The 24,338-nt window shown below is 52.6% G+C and carries 21 protein-coding genes; 12 read left to right on the forward strand and 9 right to left on the reverse strand.

The genetic code is table 11. The features are described 5' to 3' along the window. Nucleotides 1-74: 74 nt before the first annotated feature. Both J7I43_RS24255 and J7I43_RS24260 read right to left on the reverse strand, forming a co-directional pair. Nucleotides 75-812: a hypothetical protein gene (locus tag J7I43_RS24255; protein ID WP_209148591.1), complete on the reverse strand. Its 738-nt coding sequence runs from the start codon at nucleotides 810-812 to the stop codon at nucleotides 75-77. 136 nt (nucleotides 813-948) lie between these two features. After that, nucleotides 949-2,232, reverse strand: coding sequence for an OmpA family protein (locus J7I43_RS24260; RefSeq protein ID WP_209148592.1), 1,284 nt, complete (start codon nucleotides 2,230-2,232; stop codon nucleotides 949-951). Between the two features lie 263 nt (nucleotides 2,233-2,495). Between J7I43_RS24260 and J7I43_RS24265 the strand changes: the two genes are divergently transcribed. Further along, nucleotides 2,496-3,173, forward strand: coding sequence for a cupin domain-containing protein (locus J7I43_RS24265; protein WP_209148593.1), 678 nt, complete (start codon nucleotides 2,496-2,498; stop codon nucleotides 3,171-3,173). A 12-nt stretch (nucleotides 3,174-3,185) separates the two neighbouring features. Next, nucleotides 3,186-3,653: a hypothetical protein gene (locus J7I43_RS24270; RefSeq protein WP_209148594.1), complete on the forward strand. Its 468-nt coding sequence runs from the start codon at nucleotides 3,186-3,188 to the stop codon at nucleotides 3,651-3,653. 64 nt (nucleotides 3,654-3,717) lie between these two features. Here J7I43_RS24270 and J7I43_RS24275 read toward each other — a convergent pair whose 3' ends face one another. Beyond that, nucleotides 3,718-4,551 carry a 3-keto-disaccharide hydrolase gene (locus tag J7I43_RS24275; RefSeq protein WP_209148595.1) on the reverse strand — a complete coding sequence of 278 codons (834 nt, stop codon included), beginning with the start codon at nucleotides 4,549-4,551 and terminating at the stop codon, nucleotides 3,718-3,720. Nucleotides 4,552-4,587: 36 nt separating this feature from the next. After that, nucleotides 4,588-5,262: a M15 family metallopeptidase gene (locus tag J7I43_RS24280; RefSeq protein WP_209148596.1), complete on the reverse strand. Its 675-nt coding sequence runs from the start codon at nucleotides 5,260-5,262 to the stop codon at nucleotides 4,588-4,590. 115 nt (nucleotides 5,263-5,377) lie between these two features. Between J7I43_RS24280 and J7I43_RS24285 the strand changes: the two genes are divergently transcribed. From J7I43_RS24285 to J7I43_RS24330, 10 genes are all read left to right on the forward strand, one after another. Then, complete coding sequence (locus J7I43_RS24285; RefSeq protein ID WP_209148597.1) at nucleotides 5,378-6,160, forward strand: SDR family NAD(P)-dependent oxidoreductase; 783 nt, start codon at nucleotides 5,378-5,380, stop codon at nucleotides 6,158-6,160. After that, entirely contained in the window at nucleotides 6,160-6,918 is a 759-nt protein-coding gene (locus J7I43_RS24290; RefSeq protein ID WP_209148598.1) for a hypothetical protein, read from the forward strand. Before J7I43_RS24285 ends, J7I43_RS24290 begins: the two co-directional genes overlap by 1 nt. Before the next feature lie 4 nt (nucleotides 6,919-6,922). Further along, nucleotides 6,923-7,777, forward strand: a complete 855-nt coding sequence (locus J7I43_RS24295) for a fumarylacetoacetate hydrolase family protein (protein WP_209148599.1) — start codon at nucleotides 6,923-6,925, stop codon at nucleotides 7,775-7,777. 7 nt (nucleotides 7,778-7,784) lie between these two features. Beyond that, nucleotides 7,785-8,120: an L-rhamnose mutarotase gene (locus tag J7I43_RS24300; protein WP_209148600.1), complete on the forward strand. Its 336-nt coding sequence runs from the start codon at nucleotides 7,785-7,787 to the stop codon at nucleotides 8,118-8,120. 21 nt (nucleotides 8,121-8,141) lie between these two features. Beyond that, nucleotides 8,142-8,972 (forward strand): amidohydrolase family protein, encoded by an 831-nt coding sequence (locus J7I43_RS24305; RefSeq protein WP_209148601.1) that lies wholly within the window; start codon nucleotides 8,142-8,144, stop codon nucleotides 8,970-8,972. A gap of 14 nt (nucleotides 8,973-8,986) precedes the next feature. Next, entirely contained in the window at nucleotides 8,987-9,772 is a 786-nt protein-coding gene (locus J7I43_RS24310; protein ID WP_209148602.1) for an L-fucose dehydrogenase, read from the forward strand. 48 nt (nucleotides 9,773-9,820) lie between these two features. Next, entirely contained in the window at nucleotides 9,821-11,068 is a 1,248-nt protein-coding gene (gene fucP / locus J7I43_RS24315) for an L-fucose:H+ symporter permease (protein ID WP_209148604.1), read from the forward strand. An 83-nt stretch (nucleotides 11,069-11,151) separates the two neighbouring features. Beyond that, on the forward strand, nucleotides 11,152-11,895 hold the full coding sequence (locus J7I43_RS24320) for an MbnP family protein (RefSeq protein WP_209148606.1): 744 nt from the start codon (nucleotides 11,152-11,154) through the stop codon (nucleotides 11,893-11,895). Then, nucleotides 11,892-12,935 carry a cytochrome-c peroxidase gene (locus J7I43_RS24325; RefSeq protein ID WP_209148608.1) on the forward strand — a complete coding sequence of 348 codons (1,044 nt, stop codon included), beginning with the start codon at nucleotides 11,892-11,894 and terminating at the stop codon, nucleotides 12,933-12,935. The genes J7I43_RS24320 and J7I43_RS24325 overlap by 4 nt, the downstream gene beginning before the upstream one ends. A gap of 111 nt (nucleotides 12,936-13,046) precedes the next feature. Next, nucleotides 13,047-13,469 (forward strand): septal ring lytic transglycosylase RlpA family protein, encoded by a 423-nt coding sequence (locus J7I43_RS24330; protein ID WP_209148609.1) that lies wholly within the window; start codon nucleotides 13,047-13,049, stop codon nucleotides 13,467-13,469. Nucleotides 13,470-13,526: 57 nt separating this feature from the next. Here the strand turns inward: J7I43_RS24330 and J7I43_RS24335 are convergent, their stop codons facing one another. From J7I43_RS24335 to J7I43_RS24355, 5 genes are all read right to left on the reverse strand, one after another. After that, nucleotides 13,527-14,087: a DNA-3-methyladenine glycosylase I gene (locus J7I43_RS24335; RefSeq protein WP_209148611.1), complete on the reverse strand. Its 561-nt coding sequence runs from the start codon at nucleotides 14,085-14,087 to the stop codon at nucleotides 13,527-13,529. Next, on the reverse strand, nucleotides 14,087-16,294 hold the full coding sequence (locus J7I43_RS24340) for a DUF4954 family protein (RefSeq protein ID WP_209148613.1): 2,208 nt from the start codon (nucleotides 16,292-16,294) through the stop codon (nucleotides 14,087-14,089). Before J7I43_RS24340 ends, J7I43_RS24335 begins: the two co-directional genes overlap by 1 nt. Before the next feature lie 7 nt (nucleotides 16,295-16,301). Next, complete coding sequence (gene glmS / locus J7I43_RS24345; RefSeq protein ID WP_209148615.1) at nucleotides 16,302-18,140, reverse strand: glutamine--fructose-6-phosphate transaminase (isomerizing); 1,839 nt, start codon at nucleotides 18,138-18,140, stop codon at nucleotides 16,302-16,304. Between the two features lie 102 nt (nucleotides 18,141-18,242). Then, on the reverse strand, nucleotides 18,243-21,863 hold the full coding sequence (locus J7I43_RS24350; RefSeq protein WP_209148617.1) for a TraB/GumN family protein: 3,621 nt from the start codon (nucleotides 21,861-21,863) through the stop codon (nucleotides 18,243-18,245). 102 nt (nucleotides 21,864-21,965) lie between these two features. Then, nucleotides 21,966-24,317 (reverse strand): S9 family peptidase, encoded by a 2,352-nt coding sequence (locus tag J7I43_RS24355; protein ID WP_209148619.1) that lies wholly within the window; start codon nucleotides 24,315-24,317, stop codon nucleotides 21,966-21,968. Nucleotides 24,318-24,338: the final 21 nt, after the last annotated feature.

The following is a 24,338-nucleotide window of genomic DNA, read 5'->3' on the forward strand; positions in this document are numbered from 1 at the left end:
CGATGTTTTCCTGCGTCAAACCGGTCGATAGTGTAATGAAACGGAAAAATGACTGCATGAAAGCCCGTTTTTGATCAAGGCAGCGATTGCATCCATTTCTGTACAAAACTTCTTGCCGGAACCACCACGGATTCGCCGGCACGGAAAGCCATCTTCCAGCGGTCGTTTTTCCGTTCATAGCCGGGGTTGGTGAAATATTTTATACCATTCTTTTCATAAAGACCGGCGCTGAAATCTATATCCTTTGTTTCATCAAGGAATTGAAGCAGGCGTTGCTTTACAAAAAGCTGGTGATTGGCGGGATACTTTTTCTCCCATTCCGCAATTCTCTGCTGGTGCAATATGTTGTTGTTCTTTACCATATCCGGATATGCGTTCCTGTAACCGGCCGCCGATCTGTTAGCCGGATCTTCCGCCTGCTGCAACTGTTTGCGGACTGTCGCCAGTATTTTTTCGTACATCGGTTTTGTGGAGGCATCGGCTTTTTGCAGCTTGTCCTCCATATCGGCTATGCTCTTTTTTGCATTGTCAATAATCCCCTGCTGCATTTCCTCTGGTGTTAGCAACACGGGTATTGCAGGTTTTTCCCGCTCCCGGAGGGCATTGTATTCTTTGATAAAGGCAGCGCTGCCAAGGTACTGTTTCGTATAAGCCAGCAGATCTTTTGTGATGGCAGTTCTGTTTCCCAGGGCAATGTTTTTAATGTTTTTTACGTCCGAACCATCCAGGTATCCGTCGAGTAAGCTGCCTGTGATCTTATTATTGGCATCGGTCCTGCTGATGCCTAACTGTTTCAGAAAGTCATCGGCCATTTTTTTATGGACGGTGAAAGAAACCAAACAAAGTGACAACGTGCCTCCTGTTAAGATGGCGATCAAAATTTTAAAAAGTCGTTTCATGACCGGTATTTTTTTTAAAGTTTAATATTTAATGCGTATTGAATTGTTATCAGCGTTTTATAAATTCAACACGCCGGTTATTCGCTTTGCCTTCTTTGGTATTGTTATTGCCGGCGGGTTGCGATTCACCGGCTCCGTCGCTCCCGATCCTCGCGGCATCGATATTAAAATTGCTGACCAGGGTTTGTTTTACCTCCGCCGCCCTTTTCTTTGACAGCTCCAGGTTAGCCGCGTCATCGCCATCGCTGTCCGTATGCCCGACGATCCTTATTTTTAAATCGGGGTTCTTTACAAGAACGCCGGCGATCTCGCTCAGCACGCCATTGCTTTCAGGCAGTATCGTGTATGAGTTTACATCGAACAATATTCCCGTTGTGGAAAATTTGCCTTCGTCAACCAGTTTATGCCTGGTGTCTGGCAATCCTTTCGCAATTTTTATGTTACTGATAATATAACCTACTTCCTGGTCAGGGCCGCCATATCTTTTCACTATAAAATAGAGCTGGTTGATGTTCATGCCAGGTGTTACGGCTTTGGGCAGATCGTACAGTTTTTCTTCGTCGAACCAGATGCGCAGTCTTTCTTTCTGTACCTGCATAGATACATGTATCACTTGGTTATACCGCTGAAGTAATTCTCCCGGCCTGGAAATGTCCGTTCTGAAATAGTTTTTGCTGTTGTGAAATGTTTGCAGGTTGATCTGTGACTGGTGGTTGCCGGAGGGCTGAATATGCATTTCTGTGGCGAAAGTGCCCGCATAATTTTTTAACAGCTCGTTATCGGTGGTTTCTAAACTTCCGGATGAAAATATTCCCCATACAAATTCAGGGAAAGCCGCTTTGGGATTGGTGAGGCGAAGTACAAGGTCGAATTCGAGGGTGAAGTTTTCCGTAAACGGTACTTTATTATCCGTGAGGTAGATAGTGTTTTGATATAACTGAACACCATTGCCGCGCAGCGCATCCAGTGTAACCACGGCCCCGGAGCCGTTGCTGTTCCAGCCGGTGGGCAGTTCGCCCATATTGTCGGTGGCAAAGTTATTACTGTAGATGATATGCTCACCCGGCACAAAATCATATTTTACATACGTTTTCGCACCGGCAGCGGTTATGTCTTCCTGCTTTTTTTGTGCCGGCCCGGTTTTTTCTGCCGGCATGTTTTTTCCTTCCGCTATATCCAGGCCCTTGTCAATGGCCTGGTCAATTTTTTTATCGGCGCGGGCAGTCGCCTTTGTTTTTATCTTATTGTTTATTTTATTCAGCCAGGCATCTGCCTGGGCATAAGCTATTGCCGGACAAACAACGAGCAATAGTGTGAGGAATTTTTTGTTCATGTCGGATTTTTTTTCTGATGCAAAAATGGAGGCGGAAAAAAGCGAAGGAAAGGTTGGTTGTTATCAAACGGAGAGAATGTTGCATGAAGCGGCGGCCTGATGTTACGGAAAAAAAATTGAAACCACAGCCACGTTTTGCGACAGCATCATGTTTAAGCCAATCCCGGCTTCGTACGCATATTTCTCCGTTTCATCACGCATGTAATTGCCTTCCGCTGCGGGTCAGTATAACTTGCACCCGAATACAATGAATAAACATTTAGATGGACAAAAAAATTTTCAAAAAGATAGCTATGTGGACGCTCATCTTTATTGCTGCTTACCTGGTGGCAGGCAATTTGCTTCACAGGATTATTTTTCCTGAAAAAAAACCCGCCGTTTCCAAATGCTTCAAACCGGGGCAGGAATTATATAGTAAAACAGAAGGATTCCGTCAAACCGTAGTTAAGCAGGAAAACGGGTATGTACACTGCACTTTGCAGATAGCGCCATTCGCTGCGGGCCCGCCTGTTCATATCCATACCGGTTTCGATGAAATATTTCAGATTGAAAACGGAGAGTTAACGGTATGGGTCAACGGCGAAATAAAAAAGCTGCAACCCGGGGAGACGTTGCGTATCCCGAAGGGCACGCCTCATAAACCGTATAATGAAACTGCGGATACCATACGAATAAAAGGCGCCATCGCATTCCCGGAAAAATTTGCGTTCTGTCTTGTTCAGGTGTATGCGGTAATGGACAGTCAACCCGGGTTTGAACGGTCTTCCAAAGCCATTCTGCAAATGCCTTTGTTCCAGGCGAACGGCTTCGATTCTTACCTGGCGGATGGCCCACCGGTTTTTTTGCAAAAAACGATGGGTTTTGTTATTGCGCCCTTAGCAAGACTTTTGGGATATAGAAGCTACTATAGAAAATATGATCCGCTATTAATAAAAAAATAAAACACCTTTATCATGAATTTCAAGAATATCGTATACGCATTTGCCAGTCTTTCTTTTGCCGTTGTGATCGGTGCGGCCATTTATGAACACATTGCTGTGGTTCCCAGGTGGAGCGCGGCTCCGCCGCTTTCCCTCAGCATGTTCCAGGGGAAATATGGATTAAATCCAACGCCATTCTGGATGGCTATACACCCGGTAACTTTGTTATTGTTGGGCGCTGCGATCATTCTTTTTTGGAAAACAGGCGGCAGACCGTATCTGCTGGTCACATCCGTTGGTTATGTGGTGATATTGCTGATCACATTTGCATTTTTCGTACCGGAATTGATTGCGATCACAGGCAGTGCTATGTCGGGAGAGGCGAATGTTTCATTAACAAAGAGGGCCGGGTTATGGGAAACCTTAAGCCTCGTAAGGTTATCAGTTCTCGTTGTTTTATCAATAATATTATTTCTGGGTTTAAGCAGGGTACAGGCTTAAAATATACCCACCAAAGTGCGCTTGAATCAGAGGCGTGGTGGGTATTGTATCTGGTTGTATTTTTTTATTTCCTGTTCTGCAGTTCCTTTATTTTCTGCGCCAGTTTCTTTTTGTCTTTCATGTAAGGCGCGAGGTCGAACAGCTCTACCTTCCTGTATTCCACCGGGTGGCTTTCGCTTTGCAGCGCGATGTAGCCTTCGCTCAGCAGCTTGCCGTTCTGCATCAGCGCGGGATCGTTGCCGCTTACGTTGCCGCCGCCGATCTGCGGTTTCTCGTACGTCAGCACCGTATCTTTTTCCACGATGTGTTTTACGATGGAATCGCCCAGCACCAACACTTCCGCATGCACCCACTGGTCGCCGTTATAGGTTTTGCTGGTGGAATTCACGCAATGCGCGGTGATGAGTTTGTTGTTCATCACCACGTTGGTGCCCGGCGTGCAAAGATTGGCCGTGGTGCGGTTGCCTTTGCCCAGCCCGCCCAGCAGCTGCACTTCAATGGAGATCGGGAAATCCTGGTTCACGCCCATCGTTTTCGCCGCCTGTGAATGGATCATCGCGCCGCTGTTGCGGGTAGCCCAGCCCGGGCCGCCTTTCACCTGGTCGCCGGTAAAACGGTATTCCATCACCAGCAGGTAAGCGGAAAATTTCTTCTTGTGGAAAATGTGGCCGTATTGTTCCTTGAACTCGTCGTAATTCTCATAAGACACGGCCAGGTTGCCGTTCTGTACCCTGAAAGTATTGCCGTTGTTGTCGTTCAGCTGGTGACCGGTGATCTTGATGTCCCAGTCTTTCAGGTCTTTCCCGTTGAAAAGGCTTACCCAGCCTTTTTTCTGCGCAGAGCATGCACCGCAAACAAGGGCGAGCCCCAACGTCATCATTAAATGGATCTTTCGCATAGACGTGTGAGTAATTGAGCTGTTAAGCTATAAAATTTATTTAAGCTCCTCAAACCCTATATCCATAAGCGGGTATTTTTGAGGTTCTTTGAGATAATAATGCCACCATTCCGTTTCCAGCGCCACAAAACCGTGCGCTTCCATAAGGGTGCGCAGCAGCGCGCGGTTTTCCTTCACTTCGTCGCTCAGTTCTTCATAGTCGTGGTGGGCTTTTTCGGTGAAGTCGTCGTACGGCGTGGGCATGGGCATTTCCTTGCCGGTTTTCAGGTAAATGAGGGTGAGGTCCACCGCCACGCCGCGGTTGTGGCCCGAGCCTTTTTTAGGGTCGGCGGCATAACGGTCGTCTGGCACGATCTCCCACATTTTTTCGGTGACGCGGTAAGGGCGGTAACCGTCGTAAATTTTGATGCCGAGGCCCAATGGCGCCAGGTATTCCTGTAAATTCAGCAACGCCTCGTAGGCCGGGCGGCGCAGGAACACGGCGGGGAACGGGTAGAGCACCGTTTTTGTGAAATTGTCCGCCGTGGCGTAACGCACGTCCATGGCGAAATCTGTCACCCGCAGCAGCGCCTGTTGCGGATCGGCTTTTACGAGTTCTTGATACAGCTCCAGGTTGTTCACCACGGGCAGCCCGTATTTGTTCAGCGGGATCTGCTGGCCGAAAATGGAGAAAGGAAGAAGAAAAAAGCACAGGATAAATATATTTTTCACTGAGATCGATTTAGATTGCTATAAAATTAGTGAAGAAAGTACATGATCAGGGTAAAAAAGAATTGCAATAAGGCATAATATTGAGGTATTTTAGAACCCTTAAAATAACTAAAAGATGAGTTTTTTCCGACTAGATGGAAAAGTGGCAGTTGTGACCGGCGCCGGCAGCGGTATCGGGCAGGCCATTGCAAGGTGTTTCGCCGCCAGCGGGGCCGCCGTGCATGTGCTCGAACTGAATGAAGAAGCAGGCCAGGGTACCGTGAACGACATTGCCGCGGCAGGCGGCAAAGCGCAGGTGCATGCGGTGAACGTGGCAGACCAGGCGGCCGTTTCCGCCGTTATGAAAAATGTGGCCGCTATCACCGGCCGGCTGGACATTCTCGTGAACTGCGCGGGCATCGCTCACATCGGCAAACTGGAAAATACCGCCGAACAGGATTTCGACAGGGTGTTTGCCGTAAACGTAAAAGGAACGTACAATTGCATGTATGCCGTAATAGAACAAATGAAAAAACAGGGCGGCGGCGTGATCCTCAACATCGCTTCCATTGCTTCCAGCGTAGGCATTCCGGACAGGTTCGCCTATTCCATGAGCAAAGGCGCGGTGCTGACCATGACGCTCTCCACCGCGAAAGATTACCTGGCCGACAAGATCCGCGTGAACTGCGTATCGCCCGCGCGCGTGCATACGCCGTTCGTAGACGGTTTTATTGCCAAAAACTATCCCGGCAAAGAAGCCGAGATGTTCGAAAAATTATCCAAAACCCAGCCCATCGGCCGCATGGCGAAACCCGATGAAGTGGGATACCTTGCCCTGTACCTCTGCTCGGATGAAGCAGGATTTATCACCGGCTGCGACTACCCGATAGACGGCGGCTTCATCAAACTGAACAATTAATGCGACGCCTAGTACTGCCCTTCACGCTCGCGCTGGCCATTGCAGCCTGCAACAGCGGTTCCACGGGGAAAAAAACGGACGAATACAAAAGCGACGACAATCCCGTTGTTCCGGCAACGCCCGGCGGCACTTTCACCGTCACCATTCTCGACCGCGACAAAGACACGTCTGCCGTGCGTTTTAATTTTACATTCGATACGCTCAAATACGAAAGAACGTTCAACGACCTGCCGCTGATCAAAGGATATCCCGATTCGGCGATCTATAAAGTTTTCTGGGACGAGCCCAACAGCGTATGGGTCGGCTTCATCAAACCTAACCGCGACACGAGGTATTACCACGGCTCGCAGGACAAGGCTTCGCTGAAGATCAACTGGGTGCCTTCGCCCCCGCGCCGTATCTACCAGTTCATGGAGAAAGTGAAAGGATTGGGAGACGCCATCCGCCAGCAGGAAATGCTGCAGCAATACGACCAGGAATTAAAATCCGGCCAGATCATCGCGCACTTCATCGTAAAACTGCAGGACGCCGAAAAGCCCGGCAGCAAAAACGTATACATCGAATACGGCGGCATCCGCCGCGTGCTGGAACTGCCCGTGCCGAAAGGCGCGAAGCCCTACATCCAGTCGGTGGCCGAAGATCATTGCGTGGTGGGCCTTTTAATGCCGGACGGCGAAAAAGAGGATTATTATGAAGTAAAGGTAGTGAACGGCCGCATAGGTTATAAACAAGTACAAACAGCTTTAAACATAAAATAGAGTTATGAAATTAATCAGGTTCGGATTGTTGGGAGAAGAAAAACCCGGTATTGCAACGGAAGCCGGGATGTTTGACGTGTCTGCTTTCGGTGAAGATTTCGGGGAGCGTTTTTTTGAGACGGAGGGCATCGCGCGTCTTGAAAAATGGTGGGCCGCGAACGCGGACAAATGCCCGAAAGTGCCCGAAGGCACAAGGTTAGGCTCCTGCATCCAGCGCCCTTCCAAGATCATCTGCATCGGTCTGAACTATGCGGACCATGCGCGTGAAACGAACGCTGCCATTCCCACGGAACCGATCGTGTTCTTCAAATCCACTTCTTCCCTCGTAGGGCCGAACGATAACCTGGTGATCCCGCGCGGCAGTGAAAAAACCGACTGGGAAGTAGAACTGGCGGTAGTGATCGGCAAAAAAGCCAGCTATGTCGATCAGCATGAAGCGATGGATTACGTGGCGGGTTACGCGCTGCACAACGATTACAGCGAACGCGCCTTTCAATTGGAGAGAAATGGCCAGTGGGTGAAAGGCAAAAGCTCGGACACCTTTGCGCCGCTCGGCCCCTGGATGGTAACGAAAGACGAGATCAAAGACGTGCATAACCTGCGCCTGTGGCTGACCGTGAACGGTAAAAAAATGCAGGACGGGAATACCTCCAATTTCATTTTCAACGTTCCATTCGTGATATCGTACCTGAGCCAGTTCATGAGCCTGCTGCCGGGCGACGTGATCTCCACCGGCACGCCCGCGGGCGTGGGCCTCGGCTTTAACCCGCAGATCTACCTGAAAGCGGGCGACGTGATCGAGCTGGGTATCGACGGATTGGGCACTTCGCGGCAGGAAGCAGTGGCCTGGACAAAATAAAATCGTTATGAAACCGAAAAGATATGTTCTCGCGCTGGACCTGAAAGACGATCCGGAACTGATCGCGGAATACCTCGAGATCCACAAGGCCGTGTGGCCGGACATACTCGCCAGCATCCGCGAAGCGGGCATTACCGCCTGTGATATGTTCAGGGCCGGCACGCGCATGGTGATGATCCTCGAAGTGGACGACACGTTTTCGTTCGAGCGCAAAAACGCGATAGACGAGGGCAGCGCCATCGTACAAAAATGGGAAGCCTTTATGTGGACGTTCCAGCAGGCCATTCCCTCCGCCAAACCCGGTGAAAAGTGGGTGTTGATGGACCAGTTTTTTTCTTTATAGCTTCAAGACTATTTCAACGTTATGATCATAGACGCTCATCAGCATTTCTGGCAGTTCGATCCCGTGCGCGACGCATGGATCACCGAGGAAATGCAAACGATCCGGAAGGATTTTTTACCCGAAGACCTCAAACCCGTGCTGGAAAAGAACGGGGTAGACGGCTGCGTGGCCGTGCAGGCGGATCAGAGCGAAACGGAAACGGATTTCCTGCTGCAGCTCGCCAATGAAAATGATTTTATCAAAGGCGTAGTGGGCTGGGCAGACCTCCGCGGCGCCGATATTAAAAGCAGGCTGGAACATTACTCGAAGTTCCCGCTGCTGAAAGGTTTCCGTCATATCGTACAAGGCGAGCCGGATAAAAATTTCCTGCTGCGCGACGATTTCGGCAATGGCATCAAAGCCCTTGCGGAATACGATTTTACATACGACATTCTCGTGTACCCGCACCAATTGCCCGCCGTGGGCGAGTTCGTGAAAAAGTTCCATGAACAGCCGCTGGTGATCGACCATCTTGCCAAACCCGATTTCGAAACGGGCGAGTTAAAAAGTTGGGAACAGCACATCCGCAACATCGCGCGGTATAAGAACGTGTATTGCAAGCTTAGCGGAATGGTCACCGAAGCGGACCTGCAAAACTGGGAATACGAAGATTTTGTGCCGTTCCTCGAAGTGGCGCTGGAAGCATTCGGGCCGGACAGGCTCATGTTCGGATCAGACTGGCCGGTATGCCTGCTGGCGGCGGAATACGAAGAAGTGATCGGCATCGTGCGGCAATTCGTTGGCAAACTTTCTGCGTCTGAACAAACGCAGATCATGGGAGGCAATGCCGCGGAATTTTATAAACTCAAATAAAAAGTATAGCAACAATGAATCTCGGGTTACAGGATAAAGTAGTGATCGTTACCGGCGGCGCCAAAGGCATCGGCGAAGCCATTGCAAAACTCGTTGCCGCCGAAGGTGCGGTTGCCGTGATAGCGGGCCGCAAAGCGGAAGACAACGACAAAACCGTGGCTGCCATCCGCCAGCTGGGCGGAAAAGCGTTCGGCATACAGGCCGAGCTGGGCGTTATGGAAGATTGCAAAAAGGTGATCGACATTACCGTGAAGGAGTTTGGCAAAATAGACGGCCTGATCAACAACGCCGGCGCTAACGACGGCGTGGGACTGGAAAGCGGGAGCCCGGAGCGATTCATGGCTTCCCTGCAAAACAACCTCAGTCATTATTACAACCTCGCGCATTTCGCGCTGCCTTACCTGAAAGCGACCAAAGGCAACATCGTGAACATCGGTTCCAAAGTGGCCGCCACAGGGCAGGGCAACACATCCGGCTACGCCGCTTCCAAAGGCGCCATCAACGCGCTTACCCGCGAATGGGCCGTGGAGCTGCTGCCGTATTCCGTGCGTGTGAACACGGTTATTCCTGCCGAAGTGTGGACGCCGCTGTATGAAACCTGGATCAAATCATTGCCCAACCCGGAAGAGAAACTGAAATCCATCGTATCGAAAATACCTTTGGAGCACAGGATGACCACTTCCGAAGAGATCGCGGCGATGACGGTGTTCCTGCTCAGCGGCCTTTCTTCCCACACTACGGGGCAGATCGTGTATGTAGACGGCGGTTATACGCATCTCGACCGTTCCATCAACGAATAAAATATCAACCACGATAAATTCCACATTCATCACCTAAAACGCAATAACATGGCAGGCGGCGCAGCTTCCACAACCAGTTATACCACCACCGGCCCGAAAAACGGGCAGAAATACCTGTTTCCCTTCATACTGGTGACCAGCCTCTTTTTTATGTGGGGCCTGGCTTACGGCCTGCTGGACGTGTTGAACAAACATTTCCAGAATGCTTTGTCTATCGACAAGGCGCGGTCTACGCTGCTGCAGGGCGCTTATTTCGGCGCGTATTTTTTGATGGCGTTGCCGGCCGGCCTTTTGATGAAACGCTTCGGGTATAAATCGGGCATCATCTTCGGTTTGCTTTTATACGCCGCGGGCGCTGCGTTGTTTTACCCTTCCGCGCACTACGCCAACTTCGATTTTTTCCTGCTGGCGCTTTTTATCCTCGCTTCGGGCCTCGCTTTCCTTGAAACGGCGGCTAACCCTTACGTAACGGTGCTGGGCGACAAAGCCACTTCCGAACAGCGTTTGAACCTGAGCCAGTGTTTCAACGGCCTGGGGTCTTTCCTCGGCCCCGTGATCGGCGCGCAATTGTTTTTCCATGGGGGAGAAGGGGCCGCGGCTTCTTCAGACCTGGGTTCCGTACAGCTGGTGTATATCGTGATGGCCATAGTAGTGCTGCTGATCGCTTTCCTGTTTTACCGCACCACGCTGCCGGAGATCACCGCCGCTGATGACAATAAAAATGCGGCTGCAGGCGCTGCGAAACCGCTTTTTCAACACCGTCATTTTGTATGGGGCATCATCGCGCAGTTCTTTTACGTTGCGGCGCAGGTGGGCATCGGGGCTTTGTTTATCAATTATGTGACCGAACATATGGAAGGCGGGAACGACAAAGACGCGTCTTACCTGCTGAGCGTATCGCTGGCATTGTTTACCGCGGGCCGTTTCGCGGGCACCGCCATTATGCGGAAAGTGGCGCCCAACGCACTGCTTACCGCTTACGCGCTTATCAACATCGTATTGTGCGCGGTCGTGATCATGGGGCATGGCATTGTTGCCGTAACCGCCTTGGTGGCGATCTTCTTTTTTATGTCGATTATGTTCCCGACCATTTTCGCGCTGGGCGTGAAAGACCTCGGGCCGCACACCAAAACCGGCTCGTCGTTCATTATCATGTCCATTGCCGGCGGCGCATTTGTGCCGTATGTTATGGGCACGCTGGCGAAAGACCATTCCACCGCATTTTCCTTCATCGTTCCGCTGATCTGTTTCGTGATCGTGCTGTTCTACGGCGCAAGAGGCTACCGGACGAGATAACCGCATTAAATCTTCTTAAAACGCCGCAAAGCCGCCCGGTTTTGCGGCGTTTTTTGCGTAAATTAGTAGCACAACTCCGGACCATGAAGCCATATTACCTGCTCCCCCTGCTCTTTTTATTTTGCATCGCCTGTAAAAAGGACAAGCAGGAGCAGAAGGGCAACATCCAGATCAACTTCAAAAACGTCGTCAACGGCGTGCCCCTTACACTGAATACCGCCAATTATACCAATGCAAACGGGGAAACCTTCACCGTCACCACTTTCAAATACTACATCAGCAACATTTCCCTCGTAAAGATGGACAACAGCACCCTGCGCATTCCCGACACTTACTTTCTGGTAGATGAAAGCACCGCCGCTTCCAAAAACATCTCTTTCCAGGCGCCTGTGGGCGAATACAGGGGCATTTCGTTCAAAATAGGAGTAGACAGCACGCGGAACGTCAGCGGCGCGCAAACCGGCGCCTTAGACCCTGTGAACGGCATGTTCTGGAGCTGGAACAGCGGCTACATCATGGCAAAGATGGAAGGCGCCAGCCCCGCGTCCGCGGCGGCAGACAAAACCCTTACTTTTCACATCGGCGGGTTCAAAGGCAACTTCAACGCCGTGCAAAACGTAGACCTGGTAAGCCCGATCAGCCTGAACGTTGGGCTGCAGCGCCACCCGCAGCTCACGCTTACCGCAGACCTGTACAACTGGTTCACCGGCATCAACCTGATCAGGTTCAGTGACAACGCAACGGTGCACGTGCCCGGCGAACTGGCCTGGAAGATCTCGATGAATTACCGCACCATGTTCAGAATTACAGACGTAACCGACCTTTGACGAAATACTTCATATACGCATGCTGCCTGTTCCTCCTCATCTGGAGCTGCCGGCGAAACGGGGACGTGAAGCCCGGGCCGACGCCTTATACCCTTCAGCTTCCGTCTAATTTCCCCGCGCCGGTTTACGACATGAGCGGCAACCCGCTCACTAAAGAAGGCATTGCGCTGGGCAGGCGTTTATTTTACGATCCGCGCCTTTCCCGCGACAGCACCGTTTCCTGCGGCTTCTGCCACCAGCAGTTCGCCGCCTTCGCGCACTTCGATCACCCGATCAGTCATGGTATAGACAACCGCAACGGCTTCCGCTCAGTGCCCGGCCTGTTCAACCTCATCTGGCAGAAAGATTTTATGTGGGATGGCGGGGTGAACCACCTCGAAATACAACCGCTCACGCCCATCACCGACCCGAACGAAATGGGGGAAGACCTGGCCAGGCTGATCGGCCGGCTGAACGCAGACCGGAAATACCGCGGCCTTTTCAGCGACGCATTCGGGGAAGGGGAGATCAATTCGCAAAAACTGTTCAAAGCCCTCGCGCAATTCATGGCCACCATGAACTCCTTCAATTCGAAATACGACAGCGTGATGCGCCACGCTCCCGGTGTGCAATTCACCGCCGAGGAAGCGGGCGGCTACGCCACTTTCCAGGCCAAATGCGCAGCCTGCCACAAAGAGCCCCTGTTTACCGACGGTTCGTTCCGCAACAACGGTCTTCCCTACAACCCCTACCTGCACGACGCGGGCCGTATGCGCATCACGAACAGCACAGACGATTACCTCAAATTTAAGGTGCCTTCGCTGCGGAATGTGATCAAAAGCCCGCCTTATATGCACGATGGCAGGTTTTATGACCTGTTCGACGTATTTTTGCATTATTCCGACAGCGTAGTGCAAACCCCGACCATAGACCCGTTAGTGAAAAACCGCATACCATTGAGCAGCAAAGAGCAGCGGGAACTGTACCTTTTCCTGAATACGCTCACCGATCCCGGGTTTATCAACAGCAAGTCTTTAAGCGAAATCTTGATAACTGATTGATAATTAATTAGATAAGAATAATTTAACATTTTGGGAACATATCTTTAACCGTTTTTGGCAGGAATTTTGCCAATTCCCCATGTCATGTTAAAAAATGTATTAAATAAAATTGTGAAGTATGCAGCGGCAGCGTTGTTGGTCCTTGCCATAGGCGCCGTTCCCGCAATGGCGCAGCGGAAAGTGACCACATCGCCCAAATCGCCCGCCACGGGAATCGCGAGCTATTACGCCCAGAAGTTCCATGGCAGGAAAACCGCCAGCGGCGAGATTTTTGATAACACTGCCATGACGGCGGCGCATAACACGCTCCCGCTCGGCACCATGATCAAGGTGACCAATATCCGGAACAACCGTTGGGTGATCGTGAAAGTGACGGACCGCCTGCACGCGGCTAACCGCAGGATCGTGGACCTTACGCAGGCCGCGGCCAAACAGCTCGGTTTTATCCACTGGGGAATTACCAAAGTACGGGTGGAAGTGGTTAGCAAAGAATTTGTGAACAGCCTTCCTTTCTGGGAAATGGCGTTGAATTAAACAGCCGTTTATTATGCTTATAAAAAAATTGCCGGTCAACCGACCGGCAATTTTTTTTTACGGGTGATATTTCCAGCAGCCCTGCACATGGTCGTTCACCATGCCGGTAGCCTGCATGTAAGCGTAACAGATCGTGGAGCCGACGAATTTAAAGCCTCTTTTCAGCAGGTCTTTGCTCATGGCGTCGGATATCTCCGTTTTGGCGGGCACCTGCGAAGTGCTTTTAAAACGGTTCAATACGGGTTTGTGATCTACGAAGCCCCAGATGTACCGGTCGAAGCTCCCGAACTCCTTTTGCACGGCCAGGAAGGATTTGGCATTGGCGATACAGGCCCGCACCTTCAGTTGGTTGCGGATGATGCCGGGGTCCTGCAATAATTTTTCTACTTTTTTATCGGTGTACTTCACGATCTTTTGCGCGTCCCAGTTGTCGAACGCTTTGCGGTAGTTTTCCCTTTTGACGAGCACGGTATACCAGCTGAGGCCGGCCTGCGCGCCTTCCAGGCAAAGCATTTCGAACAATTGTGTATCGTCGTGGCAGGGCGTGCCCCATTCTTTGTCATGGTAATCCATGTACAACTGGTCTTTGGTGCTCCAGCCGCATCGTTGTTTTTCCATTACAGTTCCCACTTTTTGATGAGGTCTTTCACCTGCTTTTTGTACGCTTTCAGCTGCGCGATCGTTTGCTGGATAAAACTGTTGTCTTCCAGCCGGCCAACGACCGCTTCCATTTCTTCGGTGTTTTCGTAGGTCATCTGGCGGAAGGGATTGAGGTAATCTTTTTCGCGGGAATGATAGATGCCTTCGGTGATGCTGCCGAAAGTGTATACGGACTGGTCGAGGAATTTTTTGAACTGCCCGGCCGAAAGGTCTTTGGCGCTGAGCTGGTGCAGATGCAGCAGGCAGGCCAGGGCGTGCTGCAGTTTATCTTCATCGTATTTTTCGCCGAGCGCGCGGTATGCGTCGTGCAGCTGCGGCCAGCTGCCGATCTTTCCTTTGCGGATGCGCTGCTTCAGGTCTTCAAGGTCTTCGTTTTTGATAAGCTGCCCGCCCACGTTGCTCCATGGGCCGCGTTTGCATTGTTTAAGGTAAGCCTGCAACGCGGGGAAAGAATGGATGTTTCGTGCAGCCGCCTGTTCCAGCAGGTTTTTCACCGCGTACAATACGATCAGCTCGCGGAAGAGGGGATAGGCTTTATGTACTTTCAGCAGCTGCACCTTGCGGCTGGAATTTTCTACCTGTTCGCCGAGGATTTCCATGCGGGCCACTTTGGCGTTTTCTTCCAGCAGCAATTTTTTACCGGTTTGCTGAACGGATCTTTTACCGCCTTTGTCGCCGTCTTTCTGTTGCAGGTAAGCTTTGCCGACGGCGGTTTCCATCAGTTCTATCGCTTCCAGCAGCTCTTCCATGGAATCGGGCGCGAGGTAATCGAATTCGATGCGCTGCGTTTTGTCGGTACGTTTATCGCGGTCTATATATTTCCAGGAGTTGCGCGCGAGGGCGTACATGTTGTGCAGGAACCAGTACCCGGGCATGATGCGCAGGCAGTCGTCGTGCTCGTCGTTCACCACCAGGCTGAACGGGAAAGGGATGCGCAGCTCGCTCATGTAGTTGCCTTTGGCGATGAGCGTGAAGCTGGCGAATTTGGAATTGTGTTTGAGGGTAACACTAAGGCCCGGCCAGAAGCCGCGCCCCGCGATGATCTCACCGTCTGCCCCGCGGGAGTTGTGATTACTGCCGATGGTGGCCCCCGCCGCCATGTTGCTTTGCCCCATGATGAGCGCTGCGCAGAGGAACGAGTTGTTGTGGTGCTGTTCGTGTGCCGGGAATATCAGCGTGTTCAGCACTTCGCAGCAGGAAATGGTGGCGTTGTTGCCGAGATAGGAGTTGATCAGGCGCGCGCCGTACTTGAGTTGCGAATGAGACGCCATCACGAAACGCACGGCCTTTACGCCATAGAATACACGGCAGCCCAAACCGATGATCCCGTTCACCATTTCGCAGCCTTCGCCGATCTGTGAAGGGGCGCCGGCTTCGCTGTTGATGGTGAGGTTCTTGAGTTTGTTCGCGCCTTTGAGATACGCGTCCGTACCGATGGTCACGTCTTTGATGATCTTACAGTTTTTGATCACCGTGCGGTCGCCTACCATGCCGTAATACCCGCGTCTTTTATCGAATTGTTTTTCGGTGAAGTTCTTGAACTGCTCCATCAGCGCATGATCGGTGCGGTTGCGCGTCCAGAGCCAGGCGTCGCCGGGCAGCATGCCGTCGAACGGCATTACGCTGCGGCCGCCGTTTTCGTTGCAAAGCTCCAGCCAGATGCGCACGTTTTCCGGCTCGCCTTCTTTCACAATGCCGTTCCCGAATTTAGCATGGTCGGTCACCGCCATTTCGTTGACGTTGGCGATGATCACTTCGTTGCCGATGATGTAATGGGAAAGGAAATTCACGTTGTGCACCACTACGTTGTCGCCGAAGTCGCAGGACGCGATGGTGCTGTTATACAGGCCAACCGGCAGGCGCAGGTTGTGGAATTCGAGGAAATAAGGTTCCAGCTTGCCGATGCGCACCATGCCGAAAAAATGGCAGTGCTGCACGAGATTCGGATCGAAGTCGTTGTCTACAAAAATATTGGTCCAGTCGTCTGAAGTATTGTCGTTGCGCACCAGCGTTTCGATCTCACCGGCTTTCAGTTTGCGGTGAACGGTTTCTTTGCCGCGCTGCTGGTCGCGCAGGTAGTATTCGTTCCGCCCCGCGGGCAGGTAACGCTCGTCTACGAACTGATAGCCCAGCGAGCTGAGCGGTTTTTTTTCTATATGGTTCATACGGATACTATTCTACGGTTACGGACTTGGCGAGGTTACGCGGTTTGTCCACGTCGTAACCTTTGGACACGCCGATGTGATAGGCCAGCAATTGCAGCGGTATCACGGAAATGATCGGGGCCACCAGTTCGTCTGCTTCGGGCACTACGATCACATCGTCTGCCATGCCGGGAATTACCTGGTCGCCTTCCGTGGTGATGGCTATCACCTTGCCTTTGCGCGCCTTGATCTCCTGTATGTTCGATACGATCTTTTCATAATAGCTGTCTTTCGTGGCTACGAACACCACGGGCAGATTTTCGTCTACCAGCGCAATGGGGCCGTGTTTCATTTCCGCGGCGGGATAACCTTCCGCGTGGATGTAACTGATCTCTTTGAGCTTCAGCGCGCCTTCCAGCGCGATCGGGAAGTTATAGCCGCGGCCCAGGTAGAGGAAGTCGCGGGCGTCTTTATATTTTTCCGCCACGGCTTTTACCTGTTCGTTCAGGTCGAGCGCGGCGGCCACTTTTTCGGGCACGTCGTTCAGCTCGTCGAGCAGGTGCTGGAAACGTTGGGTAGTGATGGTGCCTTTGGCTTCTGCGATCTTGAGGCCGATGAGCGCCAGCACGGTCAGCTGCGCGGTGAACGCTTTCGTGCTCGCCACGCCGATCTCCGGGCCTGCGTGCGTGTATACGCCGCCGTTAGACAAACGGGCGATGGAGGAACCTACCACGTTGCACACGCCGAGAATGATCGCGCCTTTTTCCTTGGCGCTTTCCATGGCCACCAGCGTGTCCGCCGTTTCGCCGGACTGAGACACCGCGATGATCACATCGCCTTTGCCCACCACCGGGTTGCGGTACCTGAACTCGGAAGCGTATTCCACTTCCACCGGTATGCGGCACAATTCTTCGATCATGTATTCCGCTACCAGTCCTGCATGCCAGCTGGTTCCGCAGGCCACGATAATGATGCGGCGCGCTTCCTTCAGTAGGTCGAGGTGCTCGCGGAGGCCGCCCAGCGTGAGTTTGCCGGCCTTTGCGTCCAGCCTTCCGCGCAAGCTGTCGAAAATCGTTTGCGGCTGCTCGAACACTTCCTTGAGCATAAAGTGATCGTATCCGCCTTTTTCGATGGCCGCCAGTTCGATGTCCAGCTTTTGAATGTAAGGGGTTTGTATTTCGTTGGAAATATTTTTCAGGATCAGCTCATCGCCGCGCAGGATAGCGATCTCGTAATCGTTCACATACACCACTTCTTTCGTGTATTCCACGATAGGCGATGCATCCGACGCCAGGAAATGCTCGCCTTTGCCCACGCCGATCACGAGCGGGCTGCCTTTGCGGGCGGCGATCAGCGTGTCCGGTTTTTCTTCGTCCACGATCACGATCACGTAAGCGCCCACCACTCTTTTCAGCGCGATACGAACGGCTTCTTCCGTAGAACAGTCGTTGCTTTTTTTGATCTCTTCGATGAAATGGATGAGCACTTCGGTATCGGTATCGCTGCTGAACTGGTGTCCTTTATTCAAAAGTTCCTGTTTCAGCTGCGCGTAGTTTTCGATGATGCCGTTGTGCACCATCGCCAGTTTGCCGTCGCCGCTCAGGTGAGGATGGGCGTTCCGGTCGCTGGGCTCGCCGTGCGTGGCCCAGCGGGTATGACCGATGGCGATATGGCTTTTGAGGTCTTTGCCCAGCACATAATCCTCCAGCTCGGCGACTTTCCCTTTTTTCTTATAAACTTTGAGATTCCCGCCATTCAGCAATGCCACGCCGGCACTGTCGTAACCGCGGTATTCCAGGCGTTTGAGGCCTTTTAACACAACGGGATACGCTTCACGCTGGCCTATGTACGCTACGATTCCACACATGGATACAATAAGGTTTTGAAGGTTAAAAATTCACAATAGTGGCCCAAAGTAAGACTTCTGCGGCAAAATAAAAAAAGAGGCCGCTCGGGGCGGCCTCCTGTGTTAATCAATATTAAACGCCTGGTTAGAACTTTCCCAGCCATAACGGTTCCGGTATTTTACATGCCGCACTACTTTGGCAAACTGCCCCGGCAACGGCTTGTCTGCCTCGAAAGGCAGGTCTGTCAGCTGTGTGAGCGCATCGTCCGCACTGCATTGTTTGCCGTTTTCGGGCTGCATGCCGCTAACGGCCAGCCGCCAGCGATCGCTGTTTTTCGCGCGGTATTTGTAAACATATACGTTGCCCTTGCGGAAACGGTGCATCGTTTGCTGTTTGCCCAGCAGCACCAGCGTATCTATTTTTTTATCGTACGTTTCTTCGTTGTATAAAACACTTCTCGCAATCGATTCCTGAGAACCGTATTTCGCCGGGAAACGGTTTTGCGTGTCTATCTCTTCCAGCGCCTCCCACAGCTTGACCCGGTATTTTTCCTTGCCCGCGATGCTGTTCAGCAGGCTGTCCGTTACCGGCAGTTTGTTGCGGAGGTACAACTGCGCGCGCAATACCTGCTGGCCTGTGTTTTTCAGCGTTTCATAACGCGAAAAGAAACGTTCCGCATTCTTGTTGGTGTGTTTGTAGGGCAGCAGCAATATTGCAAAGTTGTGCAGCGGGTAATTTTCCATGTTGGCGTTGATAACGGACCATGTTTCTTCCTCGTCGTCGTCTTTTTCGTTCATCCGCTGTTCGTTCGATAATTGTTTTTGCAGGTTCACGCGCGCGTCGAACGCGATCTGGTTGATCTGGTCTTTGTATACTTCCGGGCGAATGTAGCCGCTGTCTGCCAGTTCGGCCAGAAGCGTGTACACATTGTTTTTGTAATCGGTGAGGGCGGTGAATTGCAGCAGGTCGGGGAAAAGCGCGGCGCTGAGCTGCAGCGAATCGTACAGCGGCTCGAAGAGGCCGGTCAGCTGGCTGACATCGCCGAATACGGGAATTTCCTTCAGCACCAGTTCACGGAACACGTCCTGCGCTTCGCGGGTTTGCTGGTGCAGCAACGCGGAGAGCACGGCGTATTGCAGCGCCGAAGTATCGTTGGCCGCCTGGTACGCCTGGCGCAGGAACGGCAGGATGTCCGGGTGCTGAATGGTGCCCAGCTGTTCGATCAGGTCGATCTTCACTTCCGAATAATTTTTCTCCCCGGCATGCCAGCCTTTGATCATCCTGATCAGCGCGGGAACGTCTTCGTCGCGGTAGTTGACGTTTACGATGGACTGGCGGGCCTGTTTGCGGAAAACGCTGTCTTTGCTGTAAAAATCCTCCAGCAGCAGCGGCGTTTTGTTCCGGTAAATGGAAGTGCCCGCCATCGTGTCTTCCGGCGTAAAACTGTCGAAGAACTTGGTGACGAACTCGGAAGGCCCCGCAATGTTGTCCGTAATGGCCGAAAGCGTATATACCGCGCCTTTGCGCAGGTAAATTTTGTACAGGAAGTTTTTAGTGCTGTTGGTGTCGCGCATCTCGAAAAGACAGCTTTCCCAACCCGGCAGCTTTTCATATTTTTTCGAATACACAACCAGGTCGCCGTCGTTAGAGTACTGGTTTGCCTTGTCGTTCCAGTACCCGGCGCTGTCTTTCACGCTGAAATAACGGTGCAGTTTCTGGAATGTAACATGAACGGTCTCGCCGGTGCTGTCCGACTGGAACTGCTGCTCTTTCAGGTTGTACATGGAACGGTAATATTCGTCTTCATCGCCGCCCATTTGTTCCATCATGTCTTCGGTGGCGTCGCGCTCGTCTGCCTTCACGGGGGTTTGCACGGAAAAATACAACGATGTGTCCTTATGCGTGCGGAAGGTGGCGTATTGTGGGTTGCGCAGGGTAAATGTGTCGAAAAAGTCCTGCGCGGATTTTTTGTCGTGCTGGTAACGGGCCGACAAAACATAATAATTCGCGCCCTGCAGCAGGAAGCGGGTTTGGGTGAAACTGTTGTCTGTATTCTGGTTCACGATCTCCAGGCAGGGGCGGCCCAGCCAGTTGAAGATCCTGCGGCTTTTTTGCTGTTTGATGAACTGCGACTGCTGGAAACTTTCTTCGGCGAAGCTCAGTTCCACGGTGTCCTCCTCCAGCAGGCTGTAGTCGGGGATGGTTTTACGGATGATCAGGAAGCTGTTGCCGTTTTTTTTGTCGAGCGCTTCGTATTCCTGCCGCTTGCTCATGGAGCGCAGGGCCACATTGTTGGAATGAACGGGCGCATGGGGGAGTTTTACGGAAAAGCTGCCTTCGGCGGGGTTGTAAACAGACCACTGCGGCGCGGGCAGTTGTTTGAGATGGATGGAAGCGAAGAACCGGTCTCCTTCTTCTCCTGCGGCATAATCGCCGTTGCCGCTGATCTTGAAGATGAATATTTCGAACGGCGTCACGAAGATATTGTAACGCTGCAGGTCGCCGCGGCGGGTGCGGTTGCGGATGTCGAAACCGGGATAGCCGCTGTTTTTGATCTGCTGGCGCGAGATGATCTTGCCGGGGATGTTTTCATACAGCAGGCTGTCTACTTTTTTCATCACGTCCTGCTCGTTTTGCCCGAGGCTGAGCGCGTTGGTCCTGATGCGGCTCACGAGATAATACGCGCCGTTCGCCAGGTCTGCATATTGCAATTGCTGCAGCATGGTGAGATTGCTGAAGTTGTAAAGTTTGCCGGGCAGTTCCGCTTTGATCCATCCGTCGTCTGAAACATACGGCTTGAACACGACGGGCGCTTTCATTTTTTCCAGTTGTTCTTTTTGTTCGCTGTCGCGGTTGGTGATCGTTACGGGCCTTACGGTGTAACCCGCTTTGCGGAGCATGTAGATCAGCCCGCGGTCTCCCGGCAGGTGCGCGGCGCCCACGCCGGCAAACAGGCTTTGTTTGCGGATAATGGAATCGATGGCTTTGAACATGTTCTCGTTCCGCTGGTACAGGAACTTTTCCAGGAAGGCGGGGGAATTGTTCTGTTTGCTGGAAAGGGAATCCAGCAGGTCGAGGTCGCCGCGGCGGTATGCGTCGTTCAGCAGGTTGCGCGTTTCGGCGGGATTGGAATCGTGGAAGGAATGATTGTTCTTTTTGTTCCTCGATTCTTTTGCCGCATCGCGGTACGCTTCCAGCATCAGCCTTTCCGATTCCTCGAAATTCTCCACGCCGGTGGCCTTTTTGCCGAGCTTGCTGCCTACCTGGTAAATATACATGTCCAGGAAAGTGTCTTCCTCGAAATCTTCCTGCGAGCTGAATGAGCGGTACAGCAGGTGATTGATCATTTCGGGGCGATAGGTGAGGCCGTTGCGCACGAGATCGCCGTAAGGCCCGATGGTAAAGGCGTCCCGCGGCATGAGCGAGCGGCGGCTGAGCGTGTTCATGTAGCTGCTGCTGAGCAGGAGCATTTTGCTTTTGGAAAAATCTTCCTGCAGCCGCTGCGGATCTGTTTCGAGGGAAACCACATCCACGTTGCGGATGCAGTGGTAAAAGGAATCGCTGAGATTAAAGGCGAGCTTGTTGCTCACGTGCATGGTTCCAAAAAGATAAGAGGGTTTTGCCAGGCGATTGCCCGAGATCTCCCACAGGAGGCCCTGGTATTTCCGGCTGTTCTGCGCAAACCCCTTGCCGCACGCGGCCACGAGCAGGCACACCAGTACGCTTCTTTGCAAGTATTTCATGATAGGACCCCTGGGATATTGATGCTTTCAAATATACTGAAAAAAGCGTTGCAGTGCCGGAAAGCACTGCAACGCGGGTATTTTGGAGGAACCGGGAAATAACTAATGTTTCAGCAGCACGCCGTCGAAAAGCTTGAGAATGCGTTTGTATTCGTCTGTCCAGCTGGCGGGCTCCGTAAAACCATGATCTTCCACCGGGTACACCGCCAGTTCCCAGTTGTTTTTACCCAGCTCGATAAGCCGCTGCGACAGCCGCACAATGTCCTGGAAATGCACGTTGGTGTCTACCATCCCGTGGCACATCAGCAAATGACCTTTCAGCCCTTCCGCAAAATAGATCGGGGAGGAGCGGCGGAACGCGATGCTGTCTGTATACGGTTCGTTGAGGATGTTGGAGGTATACCCGTGATTGTAATGCGCCCAGTCTGTAACGGACCGCAAGGCAGCGCCCGCCGCGAAATCGTCTGGCGTGGTGAACAGGGCCATGAGCGTGATGAAACCGCCGTAGCTGCCGCCGTAAATGCCGATGCGCTTGGGGTCCACGCCATGCTGCTGCGCGAGGAAACGCGCGCCGTCTACCTGGTCGGTAAGGTCTTTGCCGCCCATGTGGCGATAAATGCCCGTGCGCCAATCCCTGCCGTAACCCGCGCTGCCGCGGTAATCGATGTCCAGCACGGTGTATCCGAGGTCGGCAAGCAGGTTGTGGAACATGTATTCACGGTAATACTGGCTCCACCATTTATGCGCGTTTTGCAGGTAACCCGCGCCATGCACGAATATCACTGCGGCCCCATTGCGTTGGGCAGCCCCGGGCGTGTAAAGCCGCGCGTGCACCATTTGGTTGTCGCGGGCTTTGAAGGTAACCACGTTCGCCTCGCGCCAGGGATACGCTTTAAACTCGTCCGTCATCGCCAGGTTCGTGATCTGTACGGGTTTTGCGCCGGGTTTGTTTTCCTGGAGATACATTTCCCAGGGTTTGTTGGATGCGGAATAACGGTAGGCGATCCATTTTTCGTCGGGGGAAAGGCTTACGGTATGCGCGCCGGTCATGGCCGTGATACGCTCTGCCTTGCCGCCGACAACCGGCAAACGGTAAAACTGTTTTTCACCGGGATGCACTTCGTTGGTGGTAATGTAGAAATATTGTTTGTCCCGCGACAGCCCGGCTTCCTGTACTTCGTAATTCCCCTGTGTGAGCGCTTTTTTCTGGCGGGTGTTTACGTTAAAAGTATAAAGGTGCGAATAACCCGTGGCTTCGCTCTGGAACCAGCAGGTGTTTTCGTCTATCCATCCCAGGCTGCCCCAGTTGATGCCGGGCCCGCCCACCCAGGCTTCGTCGCGCTGGCGGTCGAGCGGTTTGAGCGCGCCGGTGGCCGCGTCCAGCAGCATGATCCAGCGGTCTTTATTGTCCTGCGAACGGATCTGCACGATGGCGTTCGTGCCTTTTTCCGACCAGTACGGGCCGTTGATGATCACGCCGCGCGTTTTTTTCACGGTGTCCCTCCCCGGGTAATCTTTCACATAATCGGGTTTGTCGTTAATACCGGGAATGGCAGACGTTTTGACCGCGAGTACGGTGTCTTTTAACCGGTCGAACACATACGATTCGAACGATGGCTGCGGCGTGCCTACTTTGGCATTGGTGCGCAGTTCGCCCGTGAAACCGCTTTCCGTCACGAAGTTAGGCACCATGGCGCCCCGGCTGGGACCGGCCTCACGGAATACGCGGTATACGACGAAGCGCCCGTCCGGGCTTACGCGGGCGTCGCTGAGCGAGCGGTCGTCCAGGTAAAGACTGCGCAGCTGTTCCGTTTTGGGAAGACTATTATTAAACGCCGTGGCGGCGTCGGTTTTTGCTTTTTTTTCTTTGAGCACCTCGAACAGTTCCTGCTGCTGGTCTTTCAGGTATTTGTCCTGCGCGCCCAGATGTTCCGTGCGTGGGGCGGGTTTGGAACCGTTCACGAAATCGGTGAGCTGTTCGGTGACGCCGGTCTGTATTTCCCAGCTGTAAATATTGCGGTTGCGGCGGAAGAGAATGCGGCTGTCGTGAAAGCCGAACCCGGCGCCGCTTTCCAGGTCTGACGTGTGGGTGATGCGGGTTTCTTTGCCGCTGGCCAGGTCGCGGAGAAACACGTCTCCCTGCCAGGTGTATACCATCTGCGTGCGCGCGGTGTTATAATCGGCGTTCGCCATCACCTGGATGTGCTGGCGTTCCGCGGGCAACGTTTTGCGGGGCGTTTGCGCGGTGAGGGTAATGCTGTACAGCGAATCAGCGGGCGCCTTTTCAGGGTTCCAGGAAAAATAAACGGTTTTGCCGTCCGCTCCCCAAAACAGGTTGTCCGGTGAAGTGCCGATCCATTTCGGGTCGCGCATGATCTTTTCAATGGTCAGCTGCTGGGCACAGGCGGCGGAAAACAGGAGAATAGCGGCCGGCAGCAATATTAGTTTCCTCATACAGGTTGATAATGAATAATT

Source organism: Chitinophaga chungangae, from assembly GCF_017742215.1.
Classification (GTDB): Bacteria; Bacteroidota; Bacteroidia; order Chitinophagales; family Chitinophagaceae; genus Chitinophaga; species Chitinophaga chungangae.